14 protein-coding genes and 1 pseudogene are annotated in these 10,780 nt (G+C 62.5%); 7 read left to right on the top strand and 8 right to left on the bottom strand.

Annotated elements, in window-relative coordinates; translation table 11 throughout:
• The first annotated feature begins 228 nt into the window (after nt 1-228).
• The 3 genes from ACFV4R_RS15975 (at nt 229) to ACFV4R_RS15965 (ending at nt 1,698) form a co-directional block, all read left to right on the top strand.
• Nucleotides 229-711, top strand: a complete 483-nt coding sequence (locus ACFV4R_RS15975; RefSeq protein ID WP_377203346.1) for a hypothetical protein — start codon at nt 229-231, stop codon at nt 709-711.
• The gene (locus ACFV4R_RS15970) at nt 711-872 is read left to right on the top strand and encodes a hypothetical protein (RefSeq protein ID WP_377203345.1); all 162 of its coding nucleotides are present in this window, start codon (nt 711-713) and stop codon (nt 870-872) included. The genes ACFV4R_RS15975 and ACFV4R_RS15970 overlap by 1 nt, the downstream gene beginning before the upstream one ends.
• 199 nt (nt 873-1,071) lie before the next feature.
• Entirely contained in the window at nt 1,072-1,698 is a 627-nt protein-coding gene (locus ACFV4R_RS15965) for a hypothetical protein (RefSeq protein ID WP_377203344.1), read from the top strand.
• A 223-nt stretch (nt 1,699-1,921) separates the two neighbouring features.
• On the opposite strand, the gene ACFV4R_RS15960 is transcribed toward ACFV4R_RS15965, so the two are convergent.
• The 4 genes from ACFV4R_RS15960 to ACFV4R_RS15945 all read right to left on the bottom strand — a co-directional run bounded on the left by ACFV4R_RS15960 (nt 1,922) and on the right by ACFV4R_RS15945 (nt 5,358).
• Nucleotides 1,922-2,650 (bottom strand): PspA/IM30 family protein, encoded by a 729-nt coding sequence (locus tag ACFV4R_RS15960; protein WP_377203343.1) that lies wholly within the window; start codon nt 2,648-2,650, stop codon nt 1,922-1,924.
• A 146-nt stretch (nt 2,651-2,796) separates the two neighbouring features.
• The gene (locus ACFV4R_RS15955) at nt 2,797-3,348 is read right to left on the bottom strand and encodes a hypothetical protein (RefSeq protein WP_377203342.1); all 552 of its coding nucleotides are present in this window, start codon (nt 3,346-3,348) and stop codon (nt 2,797-2,799) included.
• Nucleotides 3,349-3,512: 164 nt separating this feature from the next.
• A complete protein-coding gene (locus tag ACFV4R_RS15950) occupies nt 3,513-4,346 on the bottom strand; it encodes an HNH endonuclease family protein (RefSeq protein ID WP_377203341.1) in 834 nt (277 codons plus the stop codon).
• A gap of 70 nt (nt 4,347-4,416) precedes the next feature.
• Nucleotides 4,417-5,358: a LysR family transcriptional regulator gene (locus ACFV4R_RS15945; protein ID WP_377203340.1), complete on the bottom strand. Its 942-nt coding sequence runs from the start codon at nt 5,356-5,358 to the stop codon at nt 4,417-4,419.
• Between the two features lie 123 nt (nt 5,359-5,481).
• Here ACFV4R_RS15945 and ACFV4R_RS15940 point away from each other — a divergent pair, with 123 nt between their 5' ends.
• The 3 genes from ACFV4R_RS15940 to ACFV4R_RS15930 are packed head-to-tail and all read left to right on the top strand — an operon-like array spanning nt 5,482 to nt 8,117.
• Nucleotides 5,482-6,471 (top strand): DUF1852 domain-containing protein, encoded by a 990-nt coding sequence (locus tag ACFV4R_RS15940; RefSeq protein WP_377203339.1) that lies wholly within the window; start codon nt 5,482-5,484, stop codon nt 6,469-6,471.
• Nucleotides 6,472-6,495: 24 nt separating this feature from the next.
• Entirely contained in the window at nt 6,496-7,542 is a 1,047-nt protein-coding gene (locus ACFV4R_RS15935; protein ID WP_377203338.1) for a methionine synthase, read from the top strand.
• A gap of 2 nt (nt 7,543-7,544) precedes the next feature.
• The gene (locus ACFV4R_RS15930) at nt 7,545-8,117 is read left to right on the top strand and encodes a flavin reductase family protein (RefSeq protein WP_377203337.1); all 573 of its coding nucleotides are present in this window, start codon (nt 7,545-7,547) and stop codon (nt 8,115-8,117) included.
• Between the two features lie 694 nt (nt 8,118-8,811).
• On the opposite strand, the gene ACFV4R_RS15925 is transcribed toward ACFV4R_RS15930, so the two are convergent.
• Complete coding sequence (locus ACFV4R_RS15925) at nt 8,812-9,237, bottom strand: hypothetical protein (protein ID WP_377203336.1); 426 nt, start codon at nt 9,235-9,237, stop codon at nt 8,812-8,814.
• Between the two features lie 90 nt (nt 9,238-9,327).
• Between ACFV4R_RS15925 and ACFV4R_RS15920 the strand changes: the two genes are divergently transcribed.
• Nucleotides 9,328-9,672, top strand: a complete 345-nt coding sequence (locus tag ACFV4R_RS15920; RefSeq protein ID WP_377203335.1) for a hypothetical protein — start codon at nt 9,328-9,330, stop codon at nt 9,670-9,672.
• On the opposite strand, the gene ACFV4R_RS15915 is transcribed toward ACFV4R_RS15920, so the two are convergent.
• The 3 genes and pseudogenes from ACFV4R_RS15915 to ACFV4R_RS15905 all read right to left on the bottom strand — a co-directional run bounded on the left by ACFV4R_RS15915 (nt 9,647) and on the right by ACFV4R_RS15905 (nt 10,755).
• Nucleotides 9,647-9,937, bottom strand: a complete 291-nt coding sequence (locus ACFV4R_RS15915; RefSeq protein ID WP_377203334.1) for a hypothetical protein — start codon at nt 9,935-9,937, stop codon at nt 9,647-9,649. The two genes, ACFV4R_RS15920 and ACFV4R_RS15915, sit on opposite strands and share 26 nt — an antisense overlap.
• Nucleotides 9,934-10,260 (bottom strand): annotated as a pseudogene (locus ACFV4R_RS15910) (recombinase family protein); the annotation flags it as partial. The pseudogene ACFV4R_RS15910 and the gene ACFV4R_RS15915, both read right to left, overlap by 4 nt.
• Before the next feature lie 36 nt (nt 10,261-10,296).
• Nucleotides 10,297-10,755: a hypothetical protein gene (locus ACFV4R_RS15905; protein WP_377203333.1), complete on the bottom strand. Its 459-nt coding sequence runs from the start codon at nt 10,753-10,755 to the stop codon at nt 10,297-10,299.
• Nucleotides 10,756-10,780: the final 25 nt, after the last annotated feature.

Here is a 10,780-nt window from a genome sequence, read left to right as displayed (position 1 = left end):
ACGGATTGGGGGATCCAGAGCGGCTCAGACCGCTGCTCCGCTGGTCGGTCGCAGCCAGTGCAGCAAAGGGTTCCGTTGACATTTTTCCAGAGCTTCCCCATTCCCCCTTCCGAGCCCCGGCCGCGGCCACCCCGGCACGAACCGCCTCCGTGGATGAGTCCACCCCCGTACGAGCTGCCCGCGGCCGTGCACTTGGGCAGGTTTCTGCACCGCAGTCCGAGCCTTGTCATGGCTGTTCGCAGTGCGGAAGTGTTCTCCACGGGCTGCTCCGTCAGCTTGTCCTGGCTCATCCGGCGCGGAGAGCAGGACGACGAGGACTGGTCTGCCCTGCACTCCATGTTCTTCCAGTTCGGCCCCGGCCCTCTCCGCGGCCAGACCCGAACGACGGGCCTGATGTTCGGCATCGAGCTCCCCGACGGGTCCAAGGCCAGCAGTGGGCTTCATAGCCCCTACGGATTCCGAGGCAACGAGAAACAACCAGAGCCTCCAACGATCGTCCTGAACAATGGTGGCGGTGGCGGTGGGGAGGATGAACTGACCGGAACGGGCAACCTGTGGATATGGCCCCTGCCTCCCGCCGGAGATCTGCGTCTCCTGGCACAGTGGCTCGACTTTGGGCTCACGGAGACCTCCGTCGTCCTGGACGGCACAGAGCTGCGGGAGGCCGCCACCAACGTGCAAAAGTATTGGCCCGAGGAAGGACCAGCATGATGCCCCTCGACAGCCTGGTCCTCACTGTGGTCATTGCGGCCGTCTTCTTCTACGTCCTCTACAGTGTCATCCGCGCCGCTGTCCGTGACGGCATCCTCCAAGCGGACGGGCGGCGGGAGCAGAAGAGCCAGGTCGGGTTCACCAGCGGAGACGAGCGATGAGCGCACGTGCCTGGCTCGGCGCCATCATCGGGACGATTGTCGCAGTCTTTACGCTTTTCAACGTTCTGGCGTTACTCGGGATGGCCCCTCATGGCACGGAAACCCTAATGCCCGTCCTTCTGCTCTGGGCGGCAATCTGGGCAATAGTTCGCTGGACCTCCGGTAGAAGGGGAGCCAACCCCACCTTGGACATAAGAGGGTGAACCAGAACAAAGAGCCGTCGTGGCCTTGGAGCGAAGCTTGGCCCTGGGCCGTCGGCATTCTTGTGGTGACGCTCTTTGTGCTCCCGTGGTCCCTCATGGAGGTTGGCCGCTGCGTCGATTACGTGCCCGGCTACGGGGAAAGCTTCTGTGAAAGTGGTCCTGTCATCGGACGGCCGGCCGCCACGATAGTAGGAGCCATGTCAGCCCTCCTCATCCTCTATTTCCTGTACAGGATGACCGGAGTCCTCGTGCGGCGGAGGAGGATGGGCCGCCGTGAAGCGGCCCTGAAGGATCTGGTGGCGTTGAGACAGCCCGCCTCCGACGTACGGAGCAGCACTGCCGGCAGCAACCGAACTGGCGTCAGGCCAGTCATCCTCACAGTCCACCACATCCAGCACGTGTTAGAACGCTACGTCGCCGGAGACCTCGACGATGCCTCCCTCGAGGAATGGGCCGAAACGGTCCATTCACTGGATGACATCAGGTTCGATGCCAATGACCGGGACCTAATTGCCCAAGCAATCTTCGAGCTGTCGACCCCAGAGCTTTTCGAGCGCCTGCCTGCGATCGTTGCCAGGTTGCGCCTGAAACTGAATTCTCGCCGGAACGGCACGACGGGATAGCCAGCAAGGGGCGAACAGCCGTGCACTTTTTTGGGTCGGCAATCCGCCCAGAAGCAGCGTGGGCGTTCAAGGGCACGTGGCAACGAAGAGAGGAAGACCGTGCGTCGACAGCTCTTCGGCAAAGCGGCTGCGGAGGTCGGGCCGGTTCCTCACCACCAGGCCAACCTTACTCAGCTGACTGACGCCCTCTCTAGGAGAAGCTTCAGTAACCTGATGCTTTCCTCTAGCCGTCGATGGCTTTCCGGTCCATGGATTTGAGTGCGGCGAGGCGGGCTTCCACTTCGGTCTGTTCGCCGAGGTCTTCGAGGGAGGCGAACTGGGCGTCCAGCGATGAGGCGGCGAGTTCCTGCTGGCCGCGGACGGTGGCTTCCTGGCGGCGGATGTTCTCCTCGTACCGGCCAATGGCCGACGTGGGGTCGCCAGTGTCAATGGCCTTGAGGGCGTCGTTGACCTGGGTCTGGGTGGCGGCGACCCGCGCCCGGTTGACGAGCTCGTTGCGCTTGGCCGTCAGCTCCCTGAGCTTGCCACGCATCTGGTCCAGGCCGCTCTTGAGTTTGTCGACGACCTCGTTCTGCGCAGCCAGGCCAGGCGCCTGGGCCTGGGCGGTGGTTTCGGCGGCCATCTGCCGCTGAAGAGCAAGCCGGGCAAGGGCATCGAACTTGTCCGCATCGCCGCTGTTGCCGGCAGCCCGGAACTCGTCGGCCTTGCGGGACGCAGCGATGGCCTTGTTGCCCCAGGAGTTGGCGTCGTTCACGGCCCGGTTGTGGTCGTCCTCAGCCATCCGGAGGTTGCCGATCGTCTGCGCGATCGCAGCCTCGGCCTCGCGGATGTTGTTCGAGTAGTCGCGGACCATCTGGTCCAGCATCTTCTGGGGATCCTCGGCGGAGTCCAGGAGGGCGTTCAGGTTGGCCTTGGCGAGCTGGGCGACGCGGGCGAAAATACTCTGCTTCACGAGGGTCTTTCTATCGGGGACAGCATTAGCATTCTATGTGTCCGGCTATAGCCGCGGCCAACGCCGGGACAGGGGTTGAGCAACCCTTCAGTGCCGATCGGTACAGCCGCCTCCCTGGCTTCGAGGTTCCCATGGGCCGTTTCCTGTCACTTCTTGGTCGAGTCCAGAACCAAGGTGTGGACCCCACAGGTGAGTTGCAGGCCGGTGATGGCATCGTTCAGTTGGCAGTGCTGATCTTTCACCCGTGGCCCTCCGGAGAATTCGGGTGCGCTGCGGATCCACTTGTAGTGGTAGGCATCGTATTCGGTGTAGATGTCGACGGCATCACCGTCGAAACCGTCCTGTGTGACAAGGACTGACTGCCCGTCGGCTGCCGTGATCTTCATGGTGTTGCTGACCCCGAACGCGCCAAGGCCGGCGAAAAGAAGCATGAGGCCGAAGTACGGCACGCAGGCGACACCAGCGACGCCCGCGGCCCAGCCTGCGACCCGCCGCGGGACCTTTCTTGGGATGCGGCCGATCAACGCCGGCAGTAGCACGGATAGCCCGACAGCCCCGCATAGGATTGCCACCACCAGAAACCAAAAAGCAATGGAGTACCCAGGGAATCCCACGTAGAGGAGCAGCTTCTCCCTGGCACCAGCCCGGTATTCTTCGTCGATGACTTGGTACGCCCAAGCGCAGGCAGCCGCTGCCATGATGAGGACGGTCCCCCACACTTCACGACGGGTCGGTCGCGTTCTCCAGCCAATCAACGGTGAAACTTCAGGCGGTCTGCCATGTCTGGGTCCCCGATCCAGTACAGGAAATTCGTAGTCGTCTTGAGTAGCCAACCTGACTATTGCGACTTGTTGCAACCCGCTTATTGACAGCCCTTCAGGATGCCGGCCATGGCGTCGTGCTCTGACTGGGTGACCCAGAGAGTGTATTTGCCCTTAACCGCTGTCTGGCGCGCAACATATTCGCACCGGAAAGCCTTGTTTGGTGGCAGCCATGTTGCAGCGTCTTTGTCGCCTTTGGCGCTGTTGGTGGGGCCGTCGGCTGCCATGAGGTTTAGGGGGTCGTTGGCGAGTTCCTTGCGCTGATCTGCACTCAATTGCTGAGCGCCCTTCTGCCAGGCGTCGCTGAGTGCAACGATGTGATCGATCTGAACGTCTGAGCTGGTGCCCTGGCCGCGGACGAAGTTGATAGAGGTGCCGGTGTACTTATCCCCCAGGGTGCCCGTCATGACGACGCAGTAGTGGGTGTCCGCCTTGAACGTTGCGCCGCTCAGGTCGCGGGCCAGGATGTCATTGCGGGTATCGCAACCGTTGTGGTCTGTATCGGCCCATGCAGGTCCGAACTCATCGCGGGTGTAGCCGGTCTTGGGTGCGCGGCCCTTGACCGGGATGCTCGCCAGCTGATCAAGAGCTTGGGCTGCTTCACGGGCGGTGCCACCGCCTGCCGGCTGAGCAGCGTAGTTGCTGGGAGGAGATCCGACGCCGTCAATGGCGCGGGCGGCAATGTCACAGCCACTAAGTGGACCAACCAGGAGCAGGGCGGCCGCAGCTGTCAGGGCCGGGGCGATGGAGCGAATGATATGAACGGCCCTTCTGTGTTGCTTCGAAAGGTTCCACGCTAACGGCGGCCATCGCCCGCAGGAGCTAAGCGTGCATGTTGTGCCCGCCACATGCTTGCGATAGGTACGGAGTGACACCAGCAAAACCACTCGGCTGCAACAACTACGTCAATCACTGAAGGGTGAAGACCCGCCTGCTCAACTGCATTCAGTCGAGTAGCGCTACGCCGAACTCAGCGACGACGGCCCGCAATTCCCTGAGGTAGCGCTGCGCTTGGTCAGTAAGCGGAATCGAAGCGTGGCCGATCCAGCCGATCTCGATGCGTTCGTCAACGTCGAGCGGGATGGCGACGATCTCCGGGTCGAGCTGCCCGCTGATGATGCCCGTCGAGATTGTGTAGCCGTGGAGCCCGATCATGAGGTTGAAGATCGTCGCACGGTCGGAGACCCGGATCTCCTGCTTGCTGGACAAGGTGGAGAGAATCTCCTCGGCGAAGTAAAAGGAGTTGTTCGCCCCTTGATCGAAGGTTAGCCGCGGCATGCCGGCGAGATCGGCGAGAGTCGCACGCTCTTTTGAGGCGAGGGGGTTGTTCCGTGAAACAAAAATGTGCGGATCGGCGAGGAAAAGCGGAGTGAACGCGAGCCCGGATTCCCGGAGCAGCTTGTCGATGACCTTCCGGTTGAAATCGTTCCGGTAGAGGATGCCTATCTCGCTGCGGAGCGTCCGGACATCCTCGATGATGTCCCAGGTACGGGACTCCCGCAGCGAAAACTCGTACTCGGCCACCTCAGTGGCCTTGACCATCCGGACGAAGGCGTCCACCGCGAACGAGTAGTGCTGCGTTGACACCCCGAGCAGACGTCGCGTCGGTGGCCTGCCAAGGTAGCGCTGCTCAAGGAGGGCGAACTGCTCGACGACCTGCCTCGCATAGCCGAGGAACTCTGCCCCGTCGGCGGTGAGGGTGACCCCGCGGGCGGAGCGGACCAGGAGCGAACGGCCCACCCGGGCCTCAAGGTCCTTCATTGCTGCGGACATTGTCGGCTGCGCCACGTACAGAAGTTCGGCAGCAGCGGAGATTGACCCCTCAGCTGCAACGTCTATGAAGTAGCGAAGCTGCTGCAGGGTCAGTCCGCTCGAAAGCTGAGGCATAGGAAAAGTCTATATGAATGCATAGCAACCACGAGTTACTTGATACCCCCGGGAAAATTGCACTATAGATACATCCCCTTCTGGAAGGCCGTCTCCGGCCCATCATCAACGGATTGGCAGCACATGGCAGACGACTTCACGTTCAGCATCACCACCACCCCTTTCAACGAGGACTACTCCCCGTCGGAAGGCTCCCGGATCACGACGAATTTCGCCAACCTGGCACGGGGCGATCATCGCCAGGAGAACCTCCGGAACGCCTTGACCATGATTCGGCGCCGCTTCAACGATCTCGCAAGCTGGGACAACCCGGACCGGGACCGTTACACGCTCGAGCTTGAGATCGTTTCCGTGCAGATAGAGTTCACAGCGGAAGGTACGGATCAGCAGTTCCCCCTGTTTGAGGTTCTCGACATCCAGATCGTCGACCAGCTGAACGGGGTCCGCCACCAAGGGATCGTGGGGAACAACTTCTCCTCCTACGTCCGTGACTTCGACTTCAGCGTCGTACTGCCAGCGGCAGGAGCTGAGTCAGGCAAGCCCACCGTTCCCGAGGACTTCGGCGATCTGCACGGCAAACTCTTCCAGCAATTCCTCGATTCCCCAGCGTGCCAGGAGCGCTTCCCGCAGCCGCCAGTGGTGTGTATCAGCGTCTCCACGAGCAAGACGTACCGGCAAACGGAGAACCGTCACCCGGTCCTGGGCGTCGAGTACCAGCAGGACGACTTCTCGCTGACGGACGCGTATTTCGCAAAGATGGGGCTGCAGGTTCGTTACTTCATGCCACGCGGCAGCGTTGCGCCGCTCGCCTTCTATTTCCGCGGCGACCTGCTCAACGACTACTCCAACCTGCAGCTCATCGGCACGATCAGCACCATGGAAACGTTCCAGAAGATCTACCGCCCGGAGGTCTACAACGCGAACTCCGCCGCCGCCGTCGTCTACCAGCCAAACCTGGGAGAGCAGGATTACTCGCGCACCCAGATCGCTTACGACCGCGTCGAGCGCAGTCAGCTCGCGATCACGCAGGCGAAGTACACGGAGGAGCACTTCATCACGCCCCACAAGGACCTGTTGGACCAGTGGACCGCCAAATACCCCGCTCTCGTTTAACTGACCAACGGAGAATCGCCAATCATGAACACACTTTTGCCCACCACCGTTGTTGGAAGCCTGCCGAAACCATCGTGGCTCGCACAGCCGGAGACGCTTTGGTCCCCCTGGAAGCTTGAGGGAGATGAACTGATCGAGGGCAAGCAGGATGCGCTGCGCATTGCCATCCACGAACAGACCCGACGCGGCATCGACATCGTCAGCGACGGCGAGCAAACCCGCCAGCACTTCGTCACCACCTTCATCGAGCATCTGACCGGGGTCGACTTTGAACAGCGCAAAACCGTGCGCATCCGCGATCGCTACGACGCGAGCGTGCCCACCGTCGTCGGAGCGGTGCGCCGCGAGCAGCCGGTATTCGTCGACGACGCGAAGTTCCTCCGCGCAACCACCGACCGGCCGATCAAATGGACTCTCCCCGGTCCAATGACCATGGTGGACACGCTCTTTGATGACCACTACAAGAGCCGCGAGAAGCTGGCTTGGGAGTTCGCCACGATCCTGAACCAGGAGGCGAAAGAGCTGGAGGCGGCAGGGGTGGACATCATCCAGTTCGACGAGCCCGCGTTCAATGTCTTCCTCGATGAGGTCAAGGACTGGGGCGTGGCTGCGCTGGAGCGGGCGGCAGAGGGGCTGCGTGCGGAGACCGCCGTGCATATCTGCTACGGCTACGGGATCAAGGCGAATACTGACTGGAAGGCGACGCTCGGCTCACAGTGGCGGCAGTACGAGGAAACATTCCCGCTGCTGCAGAGCTCCAGCATCGACATCATCTCGCTGGAATCCCAGAACTCCCACGTGCCCATGGACCTCATCGAGCTCCTCCGCGGCAAAAAGGTTATGCTCGGGGCAATCGACGTCGCAAGCGAGACCATCGAGACGCCGGAGGAAGTCGCCGACACCCTCCGCAAGGCCCTGCAGTTCGTCGATGCGGACAAGCTCATCCCCAGCTCCAACTGCGGCATGGCACCGTTCCCCCGCGACGTCTCACTTGCCAAACTGAGTGCCCTCAGCGCAGGAACGAACATCATTCGCGAGGAACTCACCCGCTCCGTCCCCCAGGTGTCATAACCATGTTTCACGCCTACCCCCCAGACACTTGGGTCGAGGCTCCGAAGCAAAGCTTCCCGTCCTCCCTTTCGGCCGACGACTTCAAAGCACTGTTCCGTGGCCACCCGGGAGGCGTCGCCGTCATCACGGCTGATGCCGGCGAAGGACCCGTGGCGCTGACGGTATCGTCGGTCGTGTCAGTGAGTGCGGAACCTCCGTTGCTGATTTTCTCGGTCTCGGCACTGTCCTCTGCGTCCGAGGTGCTTTCACGCGCCGAAACCGTCGTCGTGCACCTGCTGGACGCGCACGACGTCGACTTGGCGAAGTTTGGAGCGACCCCTGGCGTCGACCGCTTTGACCAGACGCACCGCTGGTCAGCCCTTGCAACAGGCGAAGCGGTATATGACGACGTCCGCGCCTGGGTGCGCTGCGCCGTCATCAACCGCATGGAGGTGGGGACCTCCACCATCATCGCCGTTCACGCCCTGGAGTCCCGCGTGATGCGCGAGGTGCAAGCGGGCGAACCCGGCGACGCACTGGTCTACCACAACCGTTCATGGCACCGTTTGGGCGAGCACTCCAGGCATGAAGGCTGAGCGCGGCGCCAACAATTCTGGGGAGAAAGCCGTACGGCTTACGACGGCGGGAGGATGAGTCCCGCCGTCGTCCTCGTTAACATCGGGTCGTCCATCGATTTCGTTAATGGCTCGGATGCAACCCAGGTCTGCACTCATGCGACGCTTCGGTTCACCCTTGAGAAGCACCCTCCGATGGGTCTTGTCAGCACGTTCGTAGCCCCTGAAGCGACCTCCTCGCCAGCAGATCAGGCGTATCGCTGACCATGAACGGGCCCTCGGCGCATTCGACCCGGATCATGTCCTGCTCGTTCGAAGGCAGAGACACCTGGGCGAAGGGTAAGGGCCATCACGGAAGCCCTTAAGAAAGCTCCACATCCGAGACTCATCCGCCTACACAGAGGACGTCATGCCCGGGATTCCGAAGGCTACGAGCCACCACAGAACGCCGCCGCCGCGGATTGCGTCCTCGAGGCGCTGTACGCCGAGTTCCAGAAGCAGGGCATCAATGTTGACGCAGACGAGAACGAGAACGCCCCGGAGCTGATCGGCCTGGCCGACGCCGGTCCAGACACTTCTGAAGGCTGGTGTGGTGATCCCCCAGGACCTCTAGCGCCCGTACGAGCTCCGTTGGCAAGCCCAGCCAGCCTAGGTGAGTGCCCGGCACGGGCCACTCCCGCGTCAGCCTGTGCCCACTCTTTACCGCCCGTCACGCTCATGCCACGACCACCCACTCATCGGTGTAATTGGAGTACGGCGGTCCGGCCGGGCAGGTAACGGATGTCGCAATCACCGAACCCGACTCCCGTTCGAACCGGACGCAGCCGCTGACGGTGCGCTGTTTGCCCCACCACCCGCCGCTGGTCGTGATGTGGTCCCGGTAATAGTGCAGGGTGTAGAAGCCGTCGTCAGCGTCCCAGCCGTGGGCGTAGTGGCCGAACAGCGGTCCGTTCAGCTTGGAATCGACCAGCGCCCTGTCGGTCGTGTCCGTGGCTGCCGTGAATCTTGTGAACCAGTCTTTCCCCTCGGCAGCTTTCTCACGGATGGCGTTCCGGCCGATCTCCTCAATGGAGGGCGCCGCGCATGACGACACGGCAAGCACCAAGGCACCGGCAGCGGCAAGCCTCAAGATACGGATCATTCATCCCCCAAAGATTCGTTGATCCAGCCTAGCCTCCGCCGGCGATCGCTCCCGGACAGTATTCTGCTTGCACACGACCATGGGGGATTCATGACCGAAACCAGCACAGACACCCAGGCACCTCTTGAAGACGGTGGTTCCCTGAAGTTGGTCCATGTGCCGGCTTGGGAGGCGAAGCACCGGATCGTCGAGAACCCCGACGAAGTGGCACATCTGGTCTGCTGCCGGGATATGGACTGGCGCAAAGCCGTCTGCGGCCACGAAGACACCGAGGCCGAGATCGCCATGTCGGCCGACGTCTTCTGCACGATGTGCGTTGAAGTCTGCATCAGCCATGGCACAGAACCCGGGTCGGGTACCTGCCCGTTCGACGACCAGCCATGCCCGGACGACGACGAGTTGGATCGGATCATTCGCGAACGCGTATCCCGCTGAGGACCCCGACAACGTCCGGGTGGCAGCCTCGCGAAGTTGGGTCCCGTGGCGGCAGTGTCGCCTTCTCCACGTACTGGGACCGGCCCGATGGCCGCTTCGGCCGGACAGCATCCCTGGGAGCCGGCGCCCCGTCGTAAGTCTCCATGTACCGGTAGAGGGTGACCTTGGACCAGCCGACGGTCTTCGCGGCGTGCTCGGCGGTTTTGCCCTGCGCCATCAGCTCCCTGGCCGTGTAGACCCGGTCTCTGGCGATGGACTCTTTCACGGCGCCAGCCCAAACCGGACACCCCGCTTCTGGGCGCTGATGACGCCGGCCCGCACCCGCTCACTGATGAGCTCCCACTCGTAATCGGCCAAGGTCGCCATCATCGCCAGCTGCATCCGGCCCTGGACGCTGGTCGGGTCCAAATTGTCCGTGATTGCGTACAGCTTGATGCCCCGGACGGTGAAATCGTTGACGGTGTTCAGCACATCGATCACGGAGCGGCCGATCCGGTCCAGCCGCCAGAAGTAGATCTCGTCCCACTTGCGCGCGTAGTCCATCAGGGCTTTCATGCCGGGCCGCTCTTTGGCTTCCCTGGCGCCGGAGAGCTCGTCGTATAGTTCGTGAGACGGTCCTGGCCGTCAGCGGACGTTACTGCCAGGCGGTGATTGGGACGACCTGAGTCGCCTCCCCTTCCTGTCCCGCGGTCTCCCAAGCGAACCGTTTAAAAGGTCGTCGAGGCCCGTCCACCGGAACAGCTCGCCGGCGGTGTCAATCGCGTAGAACTCGTAGCGCACATCGTCCACTGGATGCTGGCCCGCCAGAATTGCCCCGCCGCCGGGGACCAGGGTTGGCAGGCCGGGGCCGGCGATGATGTAGTCGGGCAGGATGGCGCGCTGGTCGGCCGGATACGTCCCACCCAGGCCAACGTCGTGGAAGCTCCCGTTCCCGTCCGCTACGCCGTGGCAGTCGTCGGCGTCGATGGTGATGGTGCCCTTGGGGAGGTTGGCCCGGGCTTCGGGCGTCCGGACGTAGCGGTCCTCGGGCAGCAGGAAGTCGAAGGAGTGGACGATGGACACGAGGGAAGGAATCGCGGTCATGGCCGCCATGTGTGAGGATGCGCCG

This window comes from Pseudarthrobacter sp. NPDC059871 (genome assembly GCF_042731175.1).
Classification (GTDB): Bacteria; Actinomycetota; Actinomycetes; order Actinomycetales; family Micrococcaceae; genus Arthrobacter.
Note: the sequence above shows the minus strand (reverse complement) of the source record. Positions and strands in the feature narration are given on the sequence as shown.

What these genes read in the sequence shown, in the direction of transcription:
- ACFV4R_RS15975 (WP_377203346.1), top strand. Translation starts at nt 229, where the DNA reads ATGGCTGTTCGCAGTGCGGAAGTGTTCTCCACGGGCTGCTCCGTCAGC.
- ACFV4R_RS15970 (WP_377203345.1), top strand. Translation starts at nt 711, where the DNA reads ATGCCCCTCGACAGCCTGGTCCTCACTGTGGTCATTGCGGCCGTCTTC.
- ACFV4R_RS15955 (WP_377203342.1), bottom strand. Translation starts at nt 3,348, where the DNA reads ATGGCAGCGGCTGCCTGCGCTTGGGCGTACCAAGTCATCGACGAAGAA.
- ACFV4R_RS15945 (WP_377203340.1), bottom strand. Translation starts at nt 5,358, where the DNA reads ATGCCTCAGCTTTCGAGCGGACTGACCCTGCAGCAGCTTCGCTACTTC.
- ACFV4R_RS15940 (WP_377203339.1), top strand. Translation starts at nt 5,482, where the DNA reads ATGGCAGACGACTTCACGTTCAGCATCACCACCACCCCTTTCAACGAG.
- ACFV4R_RS15935 (WP_377203338.1), top strand. Translation starts at nt 6,496, where the DNA reads ATGAACACACTTTTGCCCACCACCGTTGTTGGAAGCCTGCCGAAACCA.
- ACFV4R_RS15930 (WP_377203337.1), top strand. Translation starts at nt 7,545, where the DNA reads ATGTTTCACGCCTACCCCCCAGACACTTGGGTCGAGGCTCCGAAGCAA.
- ACFV4R_RS15925 (WP_377203336.1), bottom strand. Translation starts at nt 9,237, where the DNA reads ATGATCCGTATCTTGAGGCTTGCCGCTGCCGGTGCCTTGGTGCTTGCC.
- ACFV4R_RS15920 (WP_377203335.1), top strand. Translation starts at nt 9,328, where the DNA reads ATGACCGAAACCAGCACAGACACCCAGGCACCTCTTGAAGACGGTGGT.
- ACFV4R_RS15905 (WP_377203333.1), bottom strand. Translation starts at nt 10,755, where the DNA reads ATGACCGCGATTCCTTCCCTCGTGTCCATCGTCCACTCCTTCGACTTC.